Annotated in this window: 18 protein-coding genes; 14 read left to right on the top strand and 4 right to left on the bottom strand. The window is 70.8% G+C overall.

Annotated elements, in window-relative coordinates:
* The first annotated feature begins 407 nt into the window (after positions 1–407).
* From ACZ7OY_RS24645 to ACZ7OY_RS24580, 14 genes are all read left to right on the top strand, one after another.
* Positions 408–743 carry a hypothetical protein gene (locus tag ACZ7OY_RS24645; protein WP_471913363.1) on the top strand — a complete coding sequence of 112 codons (336 nt, stop codon included), beginning with the start codon at positions 408–410 and terminating at the stop codon, positions 741–743.
* 727 nt (positions 744–1,470) lie between these two features.
* Entirely contained in the window at positions 1,471–3,582 is a 2,112-nt protein-coding gene (locus tag ACZ7OY_RS24640) for a DUF8189 domain-containing protein (protein WP_471913362.1), read from the top strand.
* A gap of 349 nt (positions 3,583–3,931) precedes the next feature.
* Positions 3,932–5,224 (top strand): ABC transporter substrate-binding protein, encoded by a 1,293-nt coding sequence (locus ACZ7OY_RS24635; RefSeq protein ID WP_471913361.1) that lies wholly within the window; start codon positions 3,932–3,934, stop codon positions 5,222–5,224.
* 2 nt (positions 5,225–5,226) lie between these two features.
* Positions 5,227–6,123, top strand: a complete 897-nt coding sequence (locus ACZ7OY_RS24630) for a carbohydrate ABC transporter permease (protein ID WP_471913360.1) — start codon at positions 5,227–5,229, stop codon at positions 6,121–6,123.
* Positions 6,123–7,037: a carbohydrate ABC transporter permease gene (locus ACZ7OY_RS24625; protein ID WP_471913359.1), complete on the top strand. Its 915-nt coding sequence runs from the start codon at positions 6,123–6,125 to the stop codon at positions 7,035–7,037. The genes ACZ7OY_RS24630 and ACZ7OY_RS24625 overlap by 1 nt, the downstream gene beginning before the upstream one ends.
* Positions 7,034–9,145, top strand: a complete 2,112-nt coding sequence (locus ACZ7OY_RS24620; RefSeq protein ID WP_471913358.1) for an alpha-galactosidase — start codon at positions 7,034–7,036, stop codon at positions 9,143–9,145. The genes ACZ7OY_RS24625 and ACZ7OY_RS24620 overlap by 4 nt, the downstream gene beginning before the upstream one ends.
* A gap of 56 nt (positions 9,146–9,201) precedes the next feature.
* On the top strand, positions 9,202–9,960 hold the full coding sequence (locus ACZ7OY_RS24615; protein WP_471913357.1) for an SDR family NAD(P)-dependent oxidoreductase: 759 nt from the start codon (positions 9,202–9,204) through the stop codon (positions 9,958–9,960).
* Positions 9,961–10,011: 51 nt separating this feature from the next.
* On the top strand, positions 10,012–10,773 hold the full coding sequence (locus tag ACZ7OY_RS24610) for a FadR/GntR family transcriptional regulator (protein ID WP_471913356.1): 762 nt from the start codon (positions 10,012–10,014) through the stop codon (positions 10,771–10,773).
* A complete protein-coding gene (dgoD, locus tag ACZ7OY_RS24605; protein WP_471913355.1) occupies positions 10,770–11,915 on the top strand; it encodes a galactonate dehydratase in 1,146 nt (381 codons plus the stop codon). The genes ACZ7OY_RS24610 and dgoD overlap by 4 nt, the downstream gene beginning before the upstream one ends.
* Positions 11,909–12,706, top strand: coding sequence for a hypothetical protein (locus tag ACZ7OY_RS24600; RefSeq protein WP_471913354.1), 798 nt, complete (start codon positions 11,909–11,911; stop codon positions 12,704–12,706). Before dgoD ends, ACZ7OY_RS24600 begins: the two co-directional genes overlap by 7 nt.
* Positions 12,707–12,877: 171 nt before the next feature.
* The gene (locus ACZ7OY_RS24595; RefSeq protein WP_471913353.1) at positions 12,878–13,513 is read left to right on the top strand and encodes a bifunctional 4-hydroxy-2-oxoglutarate aldolase/2-dehydro-3-deoxy-phosphogluconate aldolase; all 636 of its coding nucleotides are present in this window, start codon (positions 12,878–12,880) and stop codon (positions 13,511–13,513) included.
* On the top strand, positions 13,510–14,415 hold the full coding sequence (locus tag ACZ7OY_RS24590; protein ID WP_471913352.1) for an SMP-30/gluconolactonase/LRE family protein: 906 nt from the start codon (positions 13,510–13,512) through the stop codon (positions 14,413–14,415). Before ACZ7OY_RS24595 ends, ACZ7OY_RS24590 begins: the two co-directional genes overlap by 4 nt.
* Before the next feature lie 10 nt (positions 14,416–14,425).
* Positions 14,426–15,403 carry a sugar kinase gene (locus ACZ7OY_RS24585; protein ID WP_471913351.1) on the top strand — a complete coding sequence of 326 codons (978 nt, stop codon included), beginning with the start codon at positions 14,426–14,428 and terminating at the stop codon, positions 15,401–15,403.
* A 133-nt stretch (positions 15,404–15,536) separates the two neighbouring features.
* Positions 15,537–16,310: a glycosyltransferase family 2 protein gene (locus ACZ7OY_RS24580; RefSeq protein ID WP_471913350.1), complete on the top strand. Its 774-nt coding sequence runs from the start codon at positions 15,537–15,539 to the stop codon at positions 16,308–16,310.
* A 63-nt stretch (positions 16,311–16,373) separates the two neighbouring features.
* Here the strand turns inward: ACZ7OY_RS24580 and ACZ7OY_RS24575 are convergent, their stop codons facing one another.
* The 4 genes from ACZ7OY_RS24575 to ACZ7OY_RS24560 all read right to left on the bottom strand — a co-directional run bounded on the left by ACZ7OY_RS24575 (position 16,374) and on the right by ACZ7OY_RS24560 (position 21,717).
* Positions 16,374–18,659 carry an FUSC family protein gene (locus ACZ7OY_RS24575; protein ID WP_471913349.1) on the bottom strand — a complete coding sequence of 762 codons (2,286 nt, stop codon included), beginning with the start codon at positions 18,657–18,659 and terminating at the stop codon, positions 16,374–16,376.
* Between the two features lie 320 nt (positions 18,660–18,979).
* Positions 18,980–19,765 carry an SDR family oxidoreductase gene (locus ACZ7OY_RS24570; protein WP_471913348.1) on the bottom strand — a complete coding sequence of 262 codons (786 nt, stop codon included), beginning with the start codon at positions 19,763–19,765 and terminating at the stop codon, positions 18,980–18,982.
* A gap of 265 nt (positions 19,766–20,030) precedes the next feature.
* Positions 20,031–20,747 carry an NAD(P)-binding domain-containing protein gene (locus tag ACZ7OY_RS24565; protein WP_471913347.1) on the bottom strand — a complete coding sequence of 239 codons (717 nt, stop codon included), beginning with the start codon at positions 20,745–20,747 and terminating at the stop codon, positions 20,031–20,033.
* A gap of 121 nt (positions 20,748–20,868) precedes the next feature.
* Positions 20,869–21,717: a helix-turn-helix transcriptional regulator gene (locus tag ACZ7OY_RS24560; protein ID WP_471913346.1), complete on the bottom strand. Its 849-nt coding sequence runs from the start codon at positions 21,715–21,717 to the stop codon at positions 20,869–20,871.
* Positions 21,718–21,742 lie beyond the last annotated feature (25 nt).

The raw sequence follows: 21,742 nt of genomic DNA, 5'->3' as shown, positions 1-21,742 counted from the left end.
GGCGCCGAGCAGGCGGTGGCGAGCCGTTCGAAGGCGGCGGGGTGGGGACGATCTGGACGACGTCGACGCGGCGCTGAGACTTGCAGTTGACCCGTTTCAGAGGATTCGTGGACTGGATCTCCTACCCATCTCGTTCGGAGACGTCGGCGACGGCGGTCAGGCCAGCCTTGGCCGCCAGGGGCACGGCTTTGACCTTGGGGAACGGTCGTCCGAGCAGGTCCGGGACGATGTTGAGCTGGGAACGGACCAACTCGGCGGTGGGCGAAGCGGAGACCGCCGCTGCACCCTTCGGTGGGACACCATCTCCATCGGCAGCACCTACGCCGAAGCCGCTGCGTAAGGACACCACCTCTGAGACTCCTCAAGTCGCTTGGTCTGCACAGAACATGGCCGCCAGGATGATCCTCATGACAGGAATCACGGGACTGACCAGGAAGAACACGTGCGTGCTGGTCATACGGGACGCGGACGTGGTCACGGCGGCCCTGCGCCAGGCACTGGCGCAGGCTTCACCGGAGGAACGCCCGGGCCTGGAACGCGCCGCCGCACTGGTGGAGTCCACTGCCTCCGCCACCGAGAGCGGGCTGCGCGCCCGCTGGGTCCACTCCCGGCTGGCCGCTGCCGGCTTCACCGGGGACATCACCTCCGTCGCCGCGGTGAAGGCACTACGGCAAGCAGAGCCGACCCTTGGCCTGCTCGCGGCGGTACAACTCCAAAGAGAGGCGGTGGCACACCCCGAGTGACCCGGCAGTCATCCCGACGGACTCGGGAGGGCCGTCGAGGCGCTCATCAAGTTCGCCTGGCCCGTCGAGGCACCACGCAATGAGCAGCGACGGGTACGGGAAGGTGGACCAGTCCTCCTTCCGCCCTCGCTGGGACTGGATCCACCCGACCGATTCCGGGGTCGCGATCACTGCCGACTGCATGGACGACCAACACCCCTGGTGGATGGAGAGCATCACTGTCCCGCGGCCGGAAGGCGAGCCAGGACATCGGCCGAATGTCATGGTGGGGGCCGGTCGCGTCCGGGGACCAGGTGGTGGACGACCTGTCGGGGCGGCAGACACCATGACAAACGGCCGTCGACCCGGCAGGGCCTCCTTGCGCCGCTTGGCCGATGCGCTGGATACGGGCAGGGCTGCAGCTCGGACTGGTACCCCAACGGCGAAGAGCCACCACACCGGTGGCCTTCGCCGTGATCGAGCCCCGTGGCCGTCAACAGCGCCCGTGATCAACACACCTGGGCGTAAACGGCAATCCGCCCACTTCGCATGCCCCTTCAGCCCTCCCAGAGGCGGCTACGTCACTCCGGGATCCCGTTTTTAAGTTAATTAGCAATTAATATTGACAGGCTTCAGGGGCCTCGGCAGGGTTTCCGCCGTGGCACCGACCCCCGGCGTACCAGCCGGAGCGGGGGTGCCTCATGCCCCCAACTCTCGGGAGAGACAAGTGACTTCGCATCGTGCAGAGATGGCGCGTGTGCGGCGGACCGCGGCGGTGTTCGGCGCCGCGGTACTGGTCGGGTCGGCTGTTCCGACGGCGCACGCCGCGGACGACCAGGGTGCGCCGCAGTACTACGACAGCGGCCTCGCCCCCACGCCGTACATGGGATGGAACACCTACTACGGGCTCGGCGCCCCGACGGAGGATCAGGTCAAGAAGGTCGCCGACTACCTCGTCAGCAGCGGACTGCGCGACAGCGGATACGACGTCGTCTGGTTGGACGGCGGTTGGCAGGCCGACCAGCCGCGCGACCCGGAGACGGGCCGGCTCGTGGCCAGTCCCACGCGTTTCCCCTCCGGCATCCCCGCACTGGTGACGTACCTTCACAAGCGCGGCCTCAAGGCCGGCATCTACACCGACGCGGGTGAGTACGACGGCGGCAAGTGGTGCGGGCTCGGCAGCCGTGGCCACTACACCGAGGACGCGCGCCAGTTCGCCGAGTGGAAGGTGGACGCCATCAAGGCGGACTTCCTGTGCGGCATCGGCGCCGGACTCGACCCGGGCCCGGCCTTCAAGGAGTTCAGCGACGCCGTCGCCAAGTCCGGCCGGAAGATGCTGCTCAACGTGTGCAACCCGCTCACCGACGACTGGGGCATGTCGCACTCCCCCGCGCAGGACGCGCACAACACCTTCGTCTACGGGCCGACGACCGCCGACTCCTGGCGCACCGGCACCGACATCGCCTGGGGCACCCCGACGGCCGGGGAGTGGCCGAACATCCTGCGCAACATGGATGCCAACGCCTGGCACCCCGAGGCTCAGGGCCCCGGGCACTGGAACGACCCGGACTACCTCATCCCGATGCGCAAGCTCGCCGACGGCGGCTACGAACTCGACCAGGAGGAGTCCACCACCCAGTTCGTGATGTGGGCCGAGATGGCCTCGCCGCTGATGCTCGGCAGCGACCCGCGCTCCCTGTCGCAGTCCATGCTCGACACCCTGCGCAATCCCGAGATCATCGCCGTCGACCAGGACCCGCTGGGCATCCAGGGCGCCCGCGTGGCCACCGACTCCGTCGGCGACGTCTACAGCAAGGTGCTCCAAGGCGCGGGCAGGCGGGCGGTCGTCCTGCTCAACCGTTCCAACCAGGCGCAGGACCGCACGGTGAAGTTCGCCGACGCCGGCCTGGCGGGCGAGGTCGACGTCCGCGATCTGCGGGCCCGCACCTCACGTGGCACCTTCACCGGCTCGTACACCGTGCGCGTCCCCGCACACGGCACCGCGTTCCTGAAGCTGACCGGCACCGACCAGGCCCCCGGCGTGCAGTTGCCCGGCCGCGCCTCGGCGAGCCCGGCCCTGGTGCGCGACGGGGACACCATGACCGTATTCACCCGCGGCACCGACGGGTCCCTGCGGGCGCAGACGGCCCGTGGCGGTGACTGGTCCAGGGCCCGCAGCAGCGATCTGGGCGGCCCGGTGCACGGCCGGATCCTCGGCCAGCCCGCCGCGTACGCCTCCGCCGGCGGCCGGATCGACGTCTTCGTGCGCGGCGCCGACGACACCGCCTACCGGCGCGTGTACGCGAACGGGCACTGGGGTCGCTGGCAGAGCCTGGGCGGCACCCTGACGGACGCGCCGACCGTGGCCTTCGCCGCCCCGGACAACTGGACGCTCGTCGCCCGCGGCGCGGACGGCAGGCTGTGGTCGCGCGGCCCGGCCTCCGGCTGGACCTCGCAGGGCGCCCCGCAGGACACGGCGTTCTACGGCCGCCCCTCGGGCGTCGTGGACGACGCGGGCCGCCTGCACGTGGCCGTGCGCACCTCCGACGACGCGGTCTGGGAGCGGACGCGTGACGCCTCCGGCAAGTGGTCGGACTGGACGGCCCTCGGCGGCACGGTGAGCGGCAGCCCGACGCTGGTGGCGTCCGGCGGCACGGTGCACCTGTACGCACGTGCCGGTGACTACACGCTCTGGACCCGCAGCTGGACGGCATCCGGCGGCTGGGCCGGCTGGAGCAAGGTGGACACCTTCGTCAGCGGCGCCTTCGACGGGGCGCTCGGTGCCGCGGCCGGGCCGGACGCCGGCGTGCTGGCCGCCTTCCGCGGAGTGGACGGACGCGTCCACCAGACCGAGCTCTGAGCTCCGCGTTCGACCCGCTCGACCCCCTCGACCCCCTCAATCCGCTCGATCCGGCTCCATCAAGTTTCAGCCGGTTTCAGCAGGTTCAAGCAGGTTCCACCCGCTTCGAACCGCACCACCGCACCACCGCACCACCGCACCACCGCACCACCGCCCGATCCGGCTTCACACCGCGGCAACGGGTGTACCCCGGGGGCTTGTCCGCCCTGGGGCACACCCTCCACGAAATAAATTACTAATTAATCTTGACGGCCCTCTGACCCCTGAGCCAAGCTGTGCCTGCCGCGCCCTGAGCCGGGCCGTCAGGGGGCCTCAAGCTCCGTTCCATGGGCACCAAGGGAGTGCACAGATGACCGCCTTCAACGCCACCCGCCGCAGATTCCTCATAGGAACAGGCGCAGTCGGCGCCGGCGCGCTGCTCAGCAGTTGCGTCACCCAGAGCCAGTCCGCCTCCGGAGGTAAGTCCGGCGGCCCCGTGACCCTGCAGTCCAACCTCTCCTCGCCGCAGGCGAAGACCGCGATGCAGCAGATCGTCGCCGCCTTCGACAAGCGCGGCGACGCCAAGGCACAGCTGAACACCGTCGCCTCGGAGACCTTCCGCACGCAGCTGCCGACCTACCTCACGTCGGCCAACCCGCCGGACGTCTACACCTGGTACCCCGGTTCCGTCGCCGAGTCGTACGCCAAGAAGGACCTGCTCCTCGACCTCGACGACATCTGGACCAAGCCCGAGCTCTCCGGCTACTCCGACGCGCTGAAGAGCCTGTCCACCTCGGCCTCCAGCGGCAAGAAGGTCTTCGTGCCCACCAGCTACTACTGGTGGGGCATGTTCTACCGCAAGTCCAACTTCGCGAAGTGGGGCGTGCAGGAGCCCAAGACCTGGGACGAGTTCCTCGACCTGTGCGACAAGCTCAAGAGCAAGGGCGTCGCCCCGATCGGCCTCGGCGCCGGCGGCGACACCCCGTGGGTCGCCTCCGCATGGTTCGACTACCTCGACATCCGCGTCAACGGCGCCAAGTTCCACCGCGAACTCCTGGCCGGGAAGCACCGTTTCGACGGCCCCGAGGTCCGCAAGGTCTTCGACAAGTGGGACGAGGTCCGCCCGTACTTCGACCCGAACGGCACGGCGATCCCCTTCCAGGACGCCACCACCGCCCTGCTCCAGGGCCGGACCGGCATGATGCTCATCGGCACCTTCTTCGCCGACGCCGCGCCCAAGGACGCCCTGGGCGACCTGGACTTCTTCCAGTTCCCCATCATCGACCCGAACGTGCCGGTCGCCGAAGAGGCGCCCACCGACGGCTACTTCGCCAGCGCCCGCACCGGACGTGCCGACGACGTCAAGGAGCTGATGCGCTACCTCGCCACCGCCGAGGCGCAGGAGCTCTACCTCAAGAGCTCGTCCGGCACCTCGCTGCCGACCCACCCGGACGCCAAGGACGCGGGCACCCCGCTCGTCGTCAAGGGCCGCAAGCTCATCGAGAGCGCCGCCGAGCTCACCCAGTTCTTCAACCGGGACTCCAGCGACGCGCTCCAGCCGACCGCGGACACGGCCCTGGTGCACTACCTGGCCAAGCCCAAGGAGATCGGTTCCATCCTCACCACCTGGCAGCGCAGCGCACAGAAGATCTGGAGCCAGTGACGATGGCGCTGATCGGCTCCGCACGACGGTCCAGGGCCACCCGGGTGCCCCCGGTGGTCCTGGCCTTCGTCCTCGTCCCGCTGCTCGCCGAGGGGTTCTGGGTCTTCTGGCCGGCCCTGCAGGGCTTCTATCTCTCCCTCACCTCCTGGGACGGCCTGGCGGCCCCGAAGTTCGTCGGCCTGGGCAACTACAGCGAGATGGTGCACGACGCGGTCTTCCGCACCGCCGCGGTCAACACGGTGCTGTGGCTGCTGCTCTTCGGCGGGCTCTCCGCAGCCCTCGGGCTCGGTACCGCGATGCTGTTGCAGAAGGAGAGGCGCGGCATCGGGTTCTACCGGGCGGCGCTCTTCCTGCCGGTGGTCTTCTCGCTGGTCGCGACCGCGCTGGTGTGGCAGGCCATGTACCAGCCGGACGGCCTGATCAACAACGTGCTGGGGGCCGTCGGCCTCGGCGGCTGGCAGCATGCCTGGCTCGCCGACCAGGACACCGCCTTCTACGCGGTGATCGTGCCCGCGCTGTGGCGCCAGGTCGGCTATGTGATGGTGCTGTACCTGGCCGGCCTCAAGGGCGTCGACCCCGTCCTCTACGAGGCGGCCAAGGTCGACGGCGCCACGCGCTGGCAGCAGTTCCGGCACATCACCCTGCCGCAGCTGCGCAGCGTCAACGCGGTCGTCCTGTCGGTGATCGTCATCGACTCGCTGCGCTCCTTCGACGTCGTATGGGCGCTCACCCGCGGCGGCCCCTACCATTCCTCCGAACTGCTGAGCACCTACATGTACTCCACCGCGTTCCAGTCCCTGCGCCTGGGATACGGCTCCGCACTCGCCGTCGTCATCTTCGTCCTGGCCTTCGGCGTCATCGTGAGCTACCTCGTGCGCGCCTTCCGGGAGGCCGACTGATGACCGCCACCCACACGGCCGCACACGCCGAGGACACCGAGGTCCGCGCCGCACCCACCCGCACCGCGACGCCCCGCCGCCCCGTCCTGGACGGCCGCAGGCTGCGCACGGCCGGCTTCCACCTCTCCGCAGGAGCGCTGTCCGCGCTGTGGCTGCTGCCGATCGTCCTCGTGCTGGTCACCAGTACCCGCACGTTCGACGACATCGCCGCTCACGGAGTGGGCAGTCGGCCGCACTCGTTCACCCTCGACGGCTTCCGCCAGGCGTGGGTGGACGGCGGCCAGCAGCGCGCTCTCATCAACAGCATGCTGGTCACCCTGCCCACCGTGGCGCTCTCGCTCGGCCTCGCCTCCATGGCGGCGTTCGCGCTCAGCCGCTACGACCTGCCCTTCCGGCGCGTCCTGCTGCTGCTCATGCTCGGCGGCAACCTGCTGCCTCCGCAGATCCTGCTGATCCCGGTCTCCAAGCTGAGCGAAGTACTCGGCATCTACGACCAGTTGTACGCCCTGGTCGGCGTGCAGGTCGGCTTCGGCGTCGGCTTCTACGTCTTCGTCCTGCACGGCTTCATGCGGGCGATCCCCGGCGAGATCCAGCAGGCCGCCGTCATCGACGGCGCGGGCCCGTGGCAGATCTACTGGCGGATCATCCTGCCGCTGGCCCGCCCCGCACTGGCGGCGCTGACCGCCCTGTCGTTCACCTGGATCTTCAACGACCTGCTGTGGGCCATCACGGTGCTGCGCACCGACAGCCAGATGCCCGTCACCGCCTCACTGATCGGACTCCAGGGCCAGTACGTGTCCATGTGGAACGTCATCGCGGCCGGTTCGGTGATCGCCGCCGCCCCGACCGTGGCCGTCTTCCTCCGCTTCCAGCGCCACTTCGTGGCCGGACTGAACCTCGGAGCCGTGAAGTGACCGCCCCCGACCGGTGGCTGCTGCGCACCGACACCACCACCTACGCCGTCACCCTCGGCGGCGACGGACGCTGGGCCGAACTCGCCGCGTGGGGGCCGCACGGCGCCGAGGACGGACCGTCGCCCATGGACTGGTCCCGTCGCACCCACTTCATCACCCCCGCCGACGCCGCCCCGGCCGAGTACATCCCGTACGGGCTGCGGCCGTTCACCGGCGCCGACCTGATCGCCTCCCGCCCCGGCGGCGACCGCGGCAGCTGGTGGCGGTTCGACGGCGCCACGCAGGACGGCGACCGTGCCCTGCGTCTGGAGTTCGCCGACGACCTCCTCGGACTGCGCACCACGCTGTGCTACGAGACGGTGCCCGGTACCGATGTCGTCCTGCGCTGGACGGAGCTCGCCTGCACCGGCGAGGACGAGATGCGGCTGGAGCGTTTCGACTCCGCCGCCGTCAACGTGCCCGTCCAGGGCGGCGCGCGGCTGACGTACCTGGCCGGCCAGTGGTCGCAGGAGTTCCAGCTCAAGCACGTGGAACTGCAGCGCGGGCGCTTCGAGATGGAGAGCACCCAGGGCTCGGCGGGCCACGCCTACCACCCCTGGCTCGCCGTCCAGGACGCCGCCTTCCCCGCCGAGGGAGCCACCCCCACGTACGGCCTCGCGCTGGAGTGGTCCGGGAACTGGCGGATCACCGCCGACGCCGAGCCCGGCGGCGCGGTGCGGGTCCGCGCCGGCCGGGTGCCCCACGAGGGCGCCGTCCGCCTCGCCCCCGGCACCACCCTCGTCACGCCCCGCCTGGCCTGCGCCTTCAGCCCGGACGGCCTCGACGGCCTGGCCCGCATCTGGCACCGCTACGAGCGGCAGCTGACCGGCGAGCGCATCGACCGTCCGCGCAAGGTCCTGTACAACTCGTGGGAGGCCACCGGCTTCGACGTCGACGCCGCGGGCCAGCTCGAACTCGCCACTCTCGCCGCCGAGCTGGGCGCCGAACTCTTCGTCGTCGACGACGGCTGGTTCACCGGCCGCCCCGACGACACCGGCGGCCTCGGCGACTGGCACCCCGACCCGGCCGAATTCCCCGGCGGATTCGACCGGTTCGTCGAGGACGTACGCGCCCTCGGCATGGACTTCGGCCTGTGGGTCGAGCCCGAGGGCATCAGCCCCCGCTCGAAGCTGTACGCCGAGCACCCCGAGTGGGTGTACCGGATCGACGGCCGCCCGGTGACACTCGTACGCAACCAGCTCCTGCTCGACCTCGGCCGTGCGGACGTCCAGGAGTTCGTCATCGACGCCCTGGACCGGCTGCTCGGCTCCCACGCCATCGGCTACCTCAAGTGGGACATGAACCGGCCTCCCACCGAACGCGGCCGCCCGGGCCACCCGGACGGTCCCGACCCGGAGCGGCAGGACCTGGACGCCGCGCACGTCGCCGGCTATCTCCGCGTCCTGGACCATCTGCGCAGCGCCCATCCGCACGTCACGGTCGAGGGCTGCGCCGGCGGCGGCGCCCGCGTCGAGCACGCCACCATCGCCCGCACCGATGTGGTGTGGCCCAGCGACAACACCGCGCCCATGGACCGGCTGCGCATCCAGTACGGCTACCTCCACGCGCACGCCCCGCACACCATGAGCTCCTGGGTCACGGACGCCCCCGGCGTCTTCGATGCCCGGCCGCGCTCGCTCGCCTTCCGCTTCGTCAACTCCATGGCGGGTGTGCTCGGTATCGGCGCGGACATCCGTCACTGGACGCCGGGGCAGCGTGCCGAGGCCGCGCGGTGGATCGCCCGGTACAAGGAGGTCCGGGACGTCGTCCACCACGGCGAGGTCCATCTGCTGGGCAGCCCCGCCGACCCGACGTGCGGTGTCCAGTTCGAGGAACGAGGCGGTGCCCGTGTGGTGGTGACGGCCTGGAACACCGGACCGCTGGACGGCGCGCCCCTGGTGCCCGGACGGCCGGCCCGGCTGCGCCTGCGCGGCCTCGCCCCGGCGTCCGTCTACACCGACACCGCCACCGGAACCCGCTACAGCGGCGCTCATCTGCTGCACTCGGGGCTGCCGTACGCCTGGACCCCCGAACACGACGCGGAGCTGACCGTCCTGACCCGTCAGTGACGACAGCGGACGAATCCGCGCCCCGCAGGCCCCTCGAACAGGAGAAGATCCACCCCATGAATCCAGCCGCCCGTTTCACCCACCGTGTCGCCGTCGTCACGGGCGCCGCCTCAGGCATCGGCGCGGCCTGCGCGGCCCGCCTGAGCGCGGAGGGCGCGGCCGTCGTCCTCGTCGACATCGCCGCCGAGCGCGGTGAGGAGACCGCCGAGCGGCTGCGCAAGGACGGGGCCAGGGCCGTGTTCGTGGCCGCCGACGTCGCGAGCGAGGAGGACTGGCAACGGGTCGTCACCGCCGCGCACGGCTTCGGGCCCGTGGGCGTCCTGGTGAGCAACGCGTACACGGTGGCCGTCGCGCCGGCCCACGAGACCACGCTCGCCTCCTGGGAGCGGCAGCTCTCGGTCAACCTCACCGGTGCCTTCCTCGGCGTGAAGGCGGCACTGCCGGATCTGCGCGCGCACGGCGGGTCCGTGGTGCTCGTCTCCTCCGTCCACGCCCACCGGGGCATCCCCGGCCACCCCGCGTACGCGGCGAGCAAGGGCGCCCTGCTCTCCCTGTGCGGTCAACTCGCCGTCGAGTACGGTCCGGACGTCCGCGTCAACGCGGTACTGCCGGGGCCGATCCTGACCGCCGCGTGGGACCGGGTCGCGCAGGCCGACCGCGAGCTCAGCGTCGCGGAGACCGCGGCCCGCCGTTTCGGCACCCCCGAGGAAGTCGCCGCCGCCGTCGCCTTCCTCGCCGCCGACGAAGCCTCGTACATCACCGGATCGCATCTGCTCGTGGACGGCGGCTGGAGCGTCACCAAGTCCTCGGCCTGACACCACACCGACCGCTCCAGCCACCGACCGAACAGCAAGAAAGGCATACCTATGAGGCCCTACGCACGCCGCGGGGTGCACGGCCAGACCGTGGAGGCCCTCGCCCACCGGGTGCTCAGCGGCGCCATCCCCGAGGGAGCGACGCTCGACATGGCGGCCCTGCAGAGCGAGCTGGACGTCAGCCTGACCGCCCTGCGCGAGGCCCTGAAGGTGCTCGCCGCCAAGGGCATGGTCGACGCCCGGCAGAAGCGCGGCACCTTCGTCAGGCCCCGCTCGGACTGGAACCTGCTCGACGCCGACATGCTGCGCTGGCAGTTCTCCGAGAGCAGCGCCACCGGTGCGGACACCGCACTGCTGCGCAACCTCGGCGAGGTCCGCGGCATCATCGAGCCCGCGGCCGTACGCCTCGCGGCGGACCGTCGCACCGACGCCGACCTGGAGGCGCTGGAGGCGGCCCTGACCGCCATGGGTCACCAGAAGGGCGCGAGCGACGCCGTCGAGGCCGACCTCGCCTTCCACCGGGCGCTGCTCGCGGCCACCCACAACGAGCTGCTGGAACGCATGGAGATGGTCATCGAGTCGGGCCTGGCCCAGCGGGACCAGCTCGTGCACAGCGCCCCGCACAGCGAGGACCCGGTCCCCAGCCACCGAGCCGTCCTCGACGCCGTGCGCGACCGGGACCCGGACGCCGCGGAACACGCCATGCGCGCCCTGCTCGACCAGGCGTCGCGCGATCTCGACAGGGTCAGCGGCCCGCAGGCGCCGCAGGGCGCGGACGTTTCACCGGAGAAGAAGGACGGCCAGGCACAGTGAAGATCGCGCGCGTCGAGACCTTTCTCATCCCGCCCCGCTGGCTGTTCTGCCGTATCGAGACCGACGACGGCGTCGTCGGCTGGGGCGAGCCGGTGGTGGAGGGCAGGGCCGAGGTGGTCCGGTCGGCCGTCGAGGTGCTGTCGGAGTACCTGGTGGGCCAGGACCCGTTGCGTATCCAGGACCACTGGCAGGTGCTGAGCAAGGGCGGCTTCTACCGGGGCGGGCCGGTCCTGTCCAGCGCCGTCGCCGGCCTCGACCAGGCCCTGTGGGACATCGCCGGCCAGTCCCTCGGAGTGCCGGTGCACACCCTGCTCGGCGGCCCGGTCCGCGACACGGTTCGGGTGTACGCCTGGGTCGGCGGCGACGAACCGGACCGGCTCAAGGAGGAGGTCACCGCCCAGGTGGAGGCCGGCTTCACCGCGGTCAAGATGAACGCCGCCGGGCGCACCCCGCCGATCGGCAGCCCCGCCGAGACGGCCGCCGTCGTGGAGCGCGTGGCGGCCGCCCGCGAGGTACTGGGCCCGCACCGGGACGTCGCCGTCGACTTCCACGGACGCTTCAGCGCCGCCAACGCGCGGCGCGTGCTGCACGAGATAGCCCCCCTGCACCCGCTGTTCGTCGAGGAGCCCGTCCTGCCCGAGCAGGGACACCTGCTGCCGGGCCTGGTCGCCGCCTCACCGGTGCCGCTCGCCACCGGTGAACGGCTCTACGGGCGGGCCGACTTCCTCCCGGTGCTGACGGCCGGCATCGCCGTGGCCCAGCCGGACCTGTCGCACGCCGGCGGGATATCCGAGGTCACCAGGATCGCCTCGCTCGCCGAGACCTTCGGGGCCCACCTGGCGCCGCACTGCCCGCTCGGTCCGATCGCGCTCGCCGCGAGCCTGCAGGTCGCCTTCGCCACGCCGAACTTCCTGATCCAGGAACAGAGCCGCGGCATCCACTACAACAAGGACGCCGACCTGCTGTCCTACCTGGTCGACACCGAGCCCTTCCGCTTCGTCGACGGCCAGGCGCACCGCACCGAACTGCCCGGACTCGGGATCGCCGTCGACGAGGACGCGGTACGCAGTGCCGACCGGTCCGGCCATGCCTGGCGCAACCCCGTCTGGCGGCACACCGACGGCTCCTTCGCCGAATGGTGAGCGTCATCTCGCTGCCCGTCCGTGTCGCCACCGACGTGGACCACGGCGGACGCTGGACATCGCTGACCGCGGGCGACCGCGAGTGGCTGTGGCATCGCGACGAACCCCGCCGCCACCTGGTCCGGCCCGGTGATGTCTTCGCCGACGCCGGAGGGCTGGAGGAGTGCGTGCCCACCGTGCGCGGACTGCCCGACCACGGGGACGCCTGGTCGCGGTCCTGGCGGCGGACCGGGGACGAGGACACCGTGGAGTGCCCCGACTTCCGGCTGACCCGGCGCATCGGCGAGCGGGGGAACGCGGTCGTCGCCGACTACACGCTCGCCGCCGAGCCCGGCTACCGCTTCGTCTGGGCCGCCCACGCCCTGCTGGACCTCTCCGCGGCCGCCCGGATCGGCGTCGCCGGACCGGCCCTCGCACGGCTCTACCCGGACGAGGGCCACCGATGGGTCACCGGTGCCTGGCCCACCGTCGACGGCGTACCCCTGGACCGGCTCGGCCCGGACGACGCCAGCGCCGTCGGGGCGGTCGTCCTGACCTCCCGGGTGTCCGTGCACGACGGCACCGACACCCTGCACCTGTCCGTCGAGGCCGACGGACAGCCGGTCGCGGTCGCTCTGTGGCGCAACCTCGGCGGCTTCCCCCAGCACGCGCCGTACCGCTCGATCGGCGTCGAGCCGATGCTCGGGCGCGTCTTCGACCGCGCCACTGCGGGCGAAGGCGACACCGCGGTCGTGCCAGCGAGCGGCGAGGTCACCTGGCGGCTGACCGTGACCGCGGACCGCCGCCTCTGAACGCCAGTCACCAGCCCGGCCGACTCGCAACACCCGTCACCAGACCCGCCGCCTCTGAACACCTGTCACCAGCCCGGCCAGCTCTCAACACCCGTCACCAGCCCGGCCAACACTCAACACCCGTCACCAGACCCGCCGCCTCTGAACACCTGTCACCAGAAAGGAATCCGGATGAACCTGCTCGCCGCGCTGCGTGCCCACCGGTTGCTCGCCATCGTCCGCGGCAGCGACCCGGACGCCGCGCTGAGCACCGTGCTCACCCTCGCCGAGGAGGGGGTCGCCCTCATCGAGGTCTCGCTCTCCGGGCGTGACGCGCTCGACGTCATCGCCCGGGCCCGTGCCGCGCTGGGCGCCGACGCGATGCTCGGCGCCGGAACCGTGCTCACCTCCGACGACGCCCACGCCGCCCAAAAGGCCGGCGCCGCGTTCCTGGTCACCCCGGCGGTCAGCGACTCCATCACCACCGGCCGGGAACTCGGACTCCCCGTCCTCGCGGGCGTGATGACCCCCACCGACATCCTCCAGGCCCAGCGGCTCGGCGCCGACGCCCTGAAGCTCTTCCCGGCCGGCAGCGCCGGGGGGCCCGGCTACCTACGAGACCTGCGCGGTCCTTTCCCGGACCTGCCCTTCGTACCGGTCGGAGGAGTGGACGCCGCGGCGGCCGCCGACTACCTGCGCGCGGGGGCCACGGCCGTCGGCGTCGGCTCTCCCCTGATCGGCGACGCCGCGGCGGGTGGCGACCTCACCGCCCTGCGCGAGCGCGCCCGTGCCTTCCTGGACGTCGTCCGCACGGAGGAACGCCCGTGACCACTCCCCCGGTCCTGGGAAGCGACCGTCTGGAGCTGGGCGAGGGCATCCGCTGGACGGACGGCCGCGCCGTGCTCACCGACATCCTCACCGGCAGGCTGCTCGCCCTGCCCGACGGGCCCGACGAACCGCTCGAGCGGATCACGCAACTGTCCTGCCCGCTGGGTGCCGTGGCACCGGTGGAAGGTCGCCCCGGCCACTGGATCGCCGCGGCGGGCACCGGCATCTGCCACATCGGCCCCGCAGGCCGCGTCGACTGGATCGGGCGCCCGGAGGACGACTCACGCGTGCCGATGCGGATGAACGACGGCGTCGCCGACCCGCACGGCCGCTTCTGGGCCGGCAGCATGGCGTACGAGGCGACGGAGGACGCGGGCTCCCTGTACCGCCTGGACCGCGACGGCCGCGTCACCCGCGTCCTTCGGGACATCACGATTCCCAATGGGCCTGCCTTCAACGCCGACGGAACCGTCATGTACCTCGCCGACAGCGCCCGGGGCGTCATCCGCCGCTACCCGGTCGACCCGGCGACCGGCGACCCGGGCACACCCGAACCCTTCGTCGCCCTGGAATCCGGCAGCCCCGACGGAATGACCACCGACCTCGAGGGCTTCCTGTGGACCGCGGTCTGGGGCGCCGGGCAGGTCCACCGCTACCGGCCCGACGGCGGCCTCGACCGGGTCGTCGAACTGCCCGTCGGGCAGCCCGCGGGACTCTGCCTCGGCGGCGCGGACGGCCGTACGCTCCTGGTCACCAGCGCGCGCATCGGCCTGCCCGATCCGGGACCGCTCGACGGTGCCGTCCTCGCGGTCCGGGTCGACGTGCCCGGCATCCCGGCCGCCCCGTACCGCCCGGCGATCTCCTCCGCCCCGGCCCCGCCGGACCGCGCCGACACCCCTTAGGAAGCCCACCATGAACACCGATCGGCCACTGCGGCACGGTCCTGTGACCTGCGTCGGCGAGACCATGGCCGCCCTCGCCCCGGACCCCCTGGGGCCGTTGGACGGCGCCGACCTGCTGCGCGTCGACATCGCGGGCGCCGAGTCGAACGTCGCCCTCTACCTCGCCGACCACGGCGTTCCCGCCCGCTGGGTCTCCGCGGTGGGCGACGATCCCTTCGGCCGTCGCGTCCGCGCCCGGATCGCCGCGGGCGGGGTCGACGTGAGCGGCGTCCGCACCGACCCGGAACGCCCCACCGGACTGCTCTTCAAGGACCCGGGCGCACACGGCACCCGCGTCCACTACCACCGCGCCGGCTCCGCCGCCTCGGCCCTCACCCCTGACGTCCTCGACGACCCGGCGTTCGCGGACGCCGCGCTGGTCCACCTCAGCGGGATCACCCCCGCCCTGTCGCCCGGCTGCCGGGCCCTCGTCGAGCGCGCGCTGCGCCCAGACCGCCCGTGGCCCGTCAGCTTCGACGTCAACCACCGCCCCGCCCTGTGGTCCGGCCGCTCCGCGGCCGACGTGCTGCGCCCGCTCGCGGACTCGGCCGACATCGTCCTCGTCGGCCTCGACGAGGCCCAGGCCTTGTGGGGGGACCGGATCACCGATGCCGAAGGGGTTCGTGACCTCCTGTCCGGGCCCGACGTCCTCGTGGTGAAGGACGGGGACCGCGCGGCCACCGCATTCGTCGGCGACGCCGTCCACCGCGTGCCCGCCCTGAAGGTACGGGTCGCCGAACCGGTGGGCGCGGGCGACGCGTTCGCCGCCGGATTCCTCGGCGGCCTGCTCCGGCAGCTGCCCGTGGACCGCGCCCTGCGCCTCGGCCATCTGACCGCGGCCTCGGCGCTGAGGGTCGCCGCCGACCACGGTCCGCTGCCCGACCCCGCACTCCTCGCGGCTCTCCTGGACGCCGAGGAGGAGACCTGGCGCTCCGCCGTGATCGACTGATTCCTCCGGGGGGCGCCCTCCGGGAGACCTCATCCCGTAGGGCCTGACCAGCGACAACAACACGCATGGCAGCTCCGGCTCGATCGCGGTGCTTGAATGGACCGTCGTTCCTGGTCCGGCAAGGAGAAGCGCTGTGCCCCTGGTGTCTGTCGTGATGCCCGTGTACAACTCGGCGGCCACCCTCGGCGCAGCCGTCCGATCAGTGCTCACACAGACCCACAGCGACGTGGAGCTGCTGGTCACCGACGACCAGTCCTCCGACGGTTCCATGGACCTGCTCCGTGAGTTCGCCGAGCAGGACGAGCGTGTCCTGCCGAAGTCGGCACCCGAGCGGGGCGGTGCCGGCCGGGCCCGCAACCTCGCGATCGAGCGGGCCCGCGGGGACTACATCGCCTTCCTCGACAGCGACGACATGTGGCTCCCGGAGAAGACCGAGAAGCAGCTCGCCTTCGCCACGGAAGGCGATGCGCCTTTGACGTTCACCTCGTACTTCAAGATGGACGCCGCCTACGACGGCGAGAGCACCGACTGGGTTCCCAACGGGCGCGTGATCCGTGCGCGGGAGCACGTGGACTACCGCGCGATGCTGGTCCAGGACCACATCGGTGCTCTCACCGCCATGTACGACCGCAATGTCCTGGGCACGAGGCTGATGCCGGAGATGCGCAAGCGCCAGGACTACGCCCTCTGGCTGTCGATCATGCGGGACGGCGCTGACGCCCGGGGCCTGGCCGAGCCGCTTGCGGTGTACAGGGCCCACCAGGCGGGATCACTGTCCTCCAACAAGCTCTCGCTCGTGCAGTACAACTGGGCCCTGTACCGCGAGCACGAGCAGCTGTCGGTCCCTCGGGCGACGCGGGCCCTGGCCGGCGCAGTGCGGCAGTCGCTGCGCAACTCGCGCATCTAGATCCGTGCAGGGTCCGTGGACCCCGGTGCGCCAACGCTTCCGCGGGTGCCCGACTGAGCCAAGCTAAGCCGCCGTCTCCCTCGCCGCCACCTCCACCGGCCCGAGGACACGCGTCTGCAGACGACGCAGCGCATCCAGATGATCCGCCGTCCACACCTCCCGTACTGCGACCGGAACCATACCGTCGGCAGAAGCACCGACCACGTCCCTGCTCAGCGCACCCCACAGTTCCGCACTTGCCACCACACCCGTCATCACATCAACCGGAACATCACCCGCCCCCACCAGCGCACGGCCCGAGGTCTCGTACCACGCGAGGACCGCGTCGCTGTCGTCCAGGATCCCCGAGCGTGCCGTGCTGCACGTCCCCGCGACGCGGTCTGCACCGGCCCAGAGATCGACGACCGCATCACCGGTGAGCCGGAGGGCGGTGACCGTGTTGACCAGGCAGACCACGTCCGACAGTGGTAGCCGCTTGGTCCCGCGCTCGGCCAGGTACCCCCGGAAGGCATCGTCCAGGATCCGTGCGGCAGCGGTGGCCTCTCGCCGCTCCTCGGCGGCCGCCGGAGAAGGCACGCCGGACCGGTCCGGCCGGGTCAGTCCGTCCTCGACCGCAGCACCCACATACCTGGCGCCGGCACCGAAAGCCTCGCACAGAGCCCGCCCCAGGGCCGCAGCCGCTCCACGGGGCCAGAACACTAGCCCCACGATCAGGCTCACCGCACAGCCGAGCGCCATGTCCTCGACGCGTACCAGCCCGACACGCCAGCCGACCGGCTGGACGATGGTGAAGAGGATGAGCAGGACGATGGTGAACCCGGCCTGCCCCGCGGTGAACGAGGCCACCGACGGTTCGAGTCCCACCAGGATGATCGCCGGTGGCAGCAGCAACCACAGCACGACGGGGTATGGACTGAGCGCGACGATGAGCGCCGTACCGACGACGAAGCCCACCACGGTGCCGAACAGCGCACGACCGATGGTCTGTCCTGTGTTCACCGCGTTGGTCCGCAGCACGGCCAGCGTGCCGAACACGACCCAGAAAGCGTGTTCCACTCCGGTCACCTGCGCCAGCACCACACCGATCGCCAACGCGACGGCTCCGCGCACACTGTTGTGCAGCCACACCGAGTGACGGTTCAGATGCTCCACCAGACGCTGTCGAGCCGAGCCCATGCCGGTCTGGTCTCCCGCGGGACGATGGCCCCACAGCCGCTGCCACCAGGTGCGATGACGCGCGCTGACCGCAAGATCGACATCCGCGGCGATGACCGCGCAGACGAAGCTCATCCGCTGGGCGCGGAAGGCCGGCAGCAGCGAGCCGACGAGCGCGGTGAGCGGCTCACCCTCAGCAGCGGCCTGCCTCACGGGAAAGGAATCGGTCACCGCCGACTCCAGCCTGGCCCGAGCGGTCTCGAGGCGGGCGGTCTCCTCGGCCAAGACGCCCGTCCGGGCCCGCTCCGAACCTGAGCCGCCCTGTCCGCCCGCGGCCGGCAAGGACGACGCGAGCAGAGCCGCGGACGCATGTTCCAGCAGCACCGCCGCGGCCCGCTCCACCTCACTCACCGCCTCCCCGACAGCCATGTGCCGCGGGGGCGGTGGAGACCGCTCCAGCAACTTCCCCATCCAAGCGACCCGGTCGACGAGCCGGACCATGGCTCGAGCGGTGGTGGACAGGCCCGTAGGGCGGTGCGGAGCGACGAGGAAGACCTCCATGACCGCGGCGACGGCGTCGGTCGTCTCCTGTGCGACACACTCCGGCACCGGCGGAGTCTGCGAGGACGGCGTCCCGGCGCAGTCCGCCTCGGCCCGCAACTGCCGCGACGCCAAGGAGAACACCCGCGCCGTCACGGCGCGAAGCGGCTCCCATGGCGGCCGAGGCCACATGTAGGCAACCGCCACGACCGTGGCCGCTCCCCCCATACCCCACCCGGCAATCCGCTCCGGGATCGAGCTGATCGGTCCGACCAGCGTCGCCGGGAGTACGAAACTGATCAAAAGCGAAGTGGTGGCACCGGCCAGGACGGAGCTGAGAATCGCGCAGAACAAGATGGCGAAGACGATCACCAGGGTCACGACGCCCGCCACCCAGACCACCTGGCCGGCGAGACTGCCCAGGCCCACCAGAACGATCGACGCCACCACGAGAGCGCTCTGCTCGGCCACTCGTTCGCGCATCGGGCCCGTGAAATCCACGAACATCATCAGCACGAAAGGCGCGAAGGCCGAGAACACCGCCACGGTCTGGCTGTCGATCACATAAAGCGACAGCGCGAGAAGTGAAGGCGAGATAATGGCAGCCCGCAGCCCGCGCCGCAGTGCCGACAGTCCCGGGTCGTGCCCCCGCACCCATCGCGTTGCCTTGACCGGCCACAAGCCGGCTGAGCGGCCTCCTCGGACGTCGCTGTCAGAGCGCCTGGCTCTGGCACCGGGCATTCTCATGGGTGGAAACCTTCTCAGGATCGGCCCGACATCAGTGGTACGAGCATTGGCGTCCTTGCCCACCATCTGAACGGCGCTGCATGCTCACCTCCGAACTCTGTGATCGCACACCGAAGTCCCGCAGGGATCGCTCCGCCGCGCTTCGCGGGTGCTGGGGCACTCGCCGACGCCTCGGCACGGTACGACGAGCACGCCGCCGGCCTTCGGCTCCATGGCATGCCTTCGGTTCAACTTGGTTGTGCGGTAGGCATGATGGTGACCTGCTGGAGATTGACGTGCGAAGGGAGAGCGGTAAGGAATCCGACCACATCGGCGATGTCCTTGGGGGTGAGCCAGGCCATGCCGCTCTCCTTGGAGGAGGCGAGCCACTGCAGGGCACCTTCATCGGTCACGTGGCTCTGCAATTCGGTGCCGACTATCCCGGGTTCAAGGGCGGACACGCGTACGTTCTTGGGCCCGAGCTCGACACGCAGATGCCGGGAGAGGTGAGTGACGAAAGCCTTGGTGCCGGAGTACACCGCAAAGTTGGGGAAAATATTCTGTGCGGCGATCGAGGACATGTTGACGAGATCGGCAACGCCGCGGTCCTCGGCTGCCCTGACGAGTTGAGGTGTGAAGGCAGCGATCACGTTCATGAGCCCGGTGATATTGAGGTCGATCTGCTGCTGCCACTGGTCGGTCGCACGCTCCTCGATGGGAGCGGGAAGCATCACACCCGCATTGTTGACGAGCAGGTCGGCATCGCCGAAGTCGTCGGCCACACGGTCCGCGGCTGTCTGAACGGCGGCAGTGTCGGTCACATCCACGGCGAGTGCCAGAGCGTGCCCGCCGCTCTTCTCGATGCGGTCGACCAGACTGTCGAGCCGCTCGGCGCGCCGTGCGAGGACTGCGACGCGAGCACCCTGTGCTGCCAGTTGTTCGGCTGTGGCCTCGCCGATTCCGCTGGAGGCTCCCGTGATGACCGCGACACGGCCATTCAGCGACTCGGCCGGGATGCTGGGTTGTGCAGACATGGGACCCCTTCCGAACAGCGGGAAGACTGAGCAGCATGTCGGGATGTACGGCTTCCGGCACAGGGCACTTTCCGGTGTTTCCATGCCCTCCGGAGCGGGCACTGCGATGTCTACAGCACCGCCTCAAAAGTACTCCAGAACCGGCTTCCGCACCTGCGGACGGGTGTCGGGCGCAGAGCGAGCCGTAGTTCACATAACGCCGACGCGAGGCGGAGGGCGGAAGGCGGGGACAGCCGTGACGATGCCGGTGTTCCAGGTGGCTGCCTCAGACAATGTTCAAGCGGTCCAGGAACTGCTCCGCGGTGGCTGGGTCGCCGGTGATCTCGCAGCTCTCGCGCCAGGGTGTCCGGGTCGTGCCCCACGAGACGAAGTTGCCCGCCGTGCTGCGGACGCGGGTGGTGGCGCCCGTGTCTCCGGGCACGACGCTCAGATGCTCGTGCGGACCCTGGGCGGGAAGCACGGTGACGGTCGTGCCGCCCGGACCCGTCAGGTCGAGCACGAGAGGTTCGTCCACAGTTGCGTCGAGTTCGTGGCCCTGCATCTGCGGCAGTCCGGCCAGCATGAACTCGACCGCGGGGGCGATGAGCGCGTCGTCCGGTGGCGGGAGCACGAACAGCAGGGGACCGGCCGATGCGAGGAGGTCGTAGCGCAGGCCCTCGGGTGACACGGTGCACGACTGCACCCACACCGTGCGGGGGTCCAGGCCGTCGCGGGCCTGTTCCATCACTTCGGCGACGGCCTTCTCGTTGGCCAGGAGGGTCAGGACGACGTCCGCCCCGCTGCCGGCGTCGGCCGGGCTGTCACAGACCTCCGTTCCCGTGTCGGCCAGTTCCTCCGCCGGGGCACGGTTGCGGTTCCACACGCGCAGCGCCAGACCCGCCGCCGCGATGTTCCTGGCCATGGCCGCGCCCATGGTGCCGATCCCCAGCACCGCCACCATGGGTCGGTCGCGTCCGGAGGACGCCGGATTCGAACTGTTCATCGTCGCGCCCTCCATCCCGTCACTCGCCGACCCAGACGGTCTTGGCGTTCATGAACTCGTGCATGCCGAGGTCGGCCAGTTCACGGCCGTACACGGGTGAACGCAGGAAGACAACGACTGCTCACGCCTCCGCCTCCGTGAAGCGGTTCAGGCCGAGGGCAGCGAGCAGGCTCAGCTTCTCGTAGTTCTCGGTGCGTGGCGTGGCGGTGAGGACGAGAAGAGTCTGGGACTGGTCCTCGGTGAACAGCGCCTGGCAGTCCAGCTCGATCGGACCGACTTCGGGATGCAGGAGTGTCTTGTGGTCCTCGAAGCGCTGCGCGACCTCGTGCCGGTCCCACAGTTCGGCGAACTCCGCGTTCGTCCTCTGGAGAGTGCGTACGAGTTCACCGGCGCGCGAGCCCGGTCCGCGCAGCCCGTGGGCGGCCCGCAGATTGGCGACCTGGGCACGGCTCTGCCGCTCGTGGTCGGCCTCGGGGTAGATCGAGCGCTCGGCCGGATCGGTGAACCAACGGTAGATCGCGCTGCGGGCGAACCCCGTGTGCCGTGAGGCGTCCCCGAAGAGGGCGATGGCCATCGGGTTCTGCACCAGTGTTTCACCGAGGTCGGTCAGAATCATCGCGGGTGTGTCGTCGAGGCGGTCCAGCACCCGCAGCAGCGCGGGGGCGACATGCGTGTGGGCCGACAGCGTTGTCGGCGCGTGGTGCCCTGCGATCCGGTAGAGGTAGGTCCGCTCGCCACTGGTCAGCCGCAGGGCGCGGGCGAGCGAGGCCAGCATCTGAGCGCTGGGCTGCGGACCACGCCGCTGTTCCAGCCGGGTGTAGTAGTCGGTCGACATCAAGGCGAGGGAGGCCACCTCCTCGCGCCGCAAGCCCGGGGTCCGCCGACGCGGGCCGGGAGGTAGTGCGACATCCTCCGGCTGAAGCGCCTCACGGCGGCGGCGCAGGAAGTCGGCCAGGGCTACTCGGTCCATGGAACGATTGTCGTCCGTCCCCCGC

The sequence above is a fragment of the Streptomyces sp. NPDC107559 genome (assembly GCF_055657365.1).
The sequence above is the reverse complement of the archived record's forward strand: the minus strand, read 5'-3'. Positions and strand labels throughout refer to the sequence as shown.

What these genes read in the sequence shown, in the direction of transcription:
- ACZ7OY_RS24645 (WP_471913363.1), top strand. Translation starts at nt 408, where the DNA reads ATGACAGGAATCACGGGACTGACCAGGAAGAACACGTGCGTGCTGGTC.
- ACZ7OY_RS24640 (WP_471913362.1), top strand. Translation starts at nt 1,471, where the DNA reads ATGGCGCGTGTGCGGCGGACCGCGGCGGTGTTCGGCGCCGCGGTACTG.
- ACZ7OY_RS24635 (WP_471913361.1), top strand. Translation starts at nt 3,932, where the DNA reads ATGACCGCCTTCAACGCCACCCGCCGCAGATTCCTCATAGGAACAGGC.
- ACZ7OY_RS24630 (WP_471913360.1), top strand. Translation starts at nt 5,227, where the DNA reads ATGGCGCTGATCGGCTCCGCACGACGGTCCAGGGCCACCCGGGTGCCC.
- ACZ7OY_RS24625 (WP_471913359.1), top strand. Translation starts at nt 6,123, where the DNA reads ATGACCGCCACCCACACGGCCGCACACGCCGAGGACACCGAGGTCCGC.
- ACZ7OY_RS24615 (WP_471913357.1), top strand. Translation starts at nt 9,202, where the DNA reads ATGAATCCAGCCGCCCGTTTCACCCACCGTGTCGCCGTCGTCACGGGC.
- ACZ7OY_RS24610 (WP_471913356.1), top strand. Translation starts at nt 10,012, where the DNA reads ATGAGGCCCTACGCACGCCGCGGGGTGCACGGCCAGACCGTGGAGGCC.
- ACZ7OY_RS24600 (WP_471913354.1), top strand. Translation starts at nt 11,909, where the DNA reads ATGGTGAGCGTCATCTCGCTGCCCGTCCGTGTCGCCACCGACGTGGAC.
- ACZ7OY_RS24595 (WP_471913353.1), top strand. Translation starts at nt 12,878, where the DNA reads ATGAACCTGCTCGCCGCGCTGCGTGCCCACCGGTTGCTCGCCATCGTC.
- ACZ7OY_RS24585 (WP_471913351.1), top strand. Translation starts at nt 14,426, where the DNA reads ATGAACACCGATCGGCCACTGCGGCACGGTCCTGTGACCTGCGTCGGC.
- ACZ7OY_RS24570 (WP_471913348.1), bottom strand. Translation starts at nt 19,765, where the DNA reads ATGTCTGCACAACCCAGCATCCCGGCCGAGTCGCTGAATGGCCGTGTC.
- ACZ7OY_RS24565 (WP_471913347.1), bottom strand. Translation starts at nt 20,747, where the DNA reads ATGAACAGTTCGAATCCGGCGTCCTCCGGACGCGACCGACCCATGGTG.
- ACZ7OY_RS24560 (WP_471913346.1), bottom strand. Translation starts at nt 21,717, where the DNA reads ATGGACCGAGTAGCCCTGGCCGACTTCCTGCGCCGCCGCCGTGAGGCG.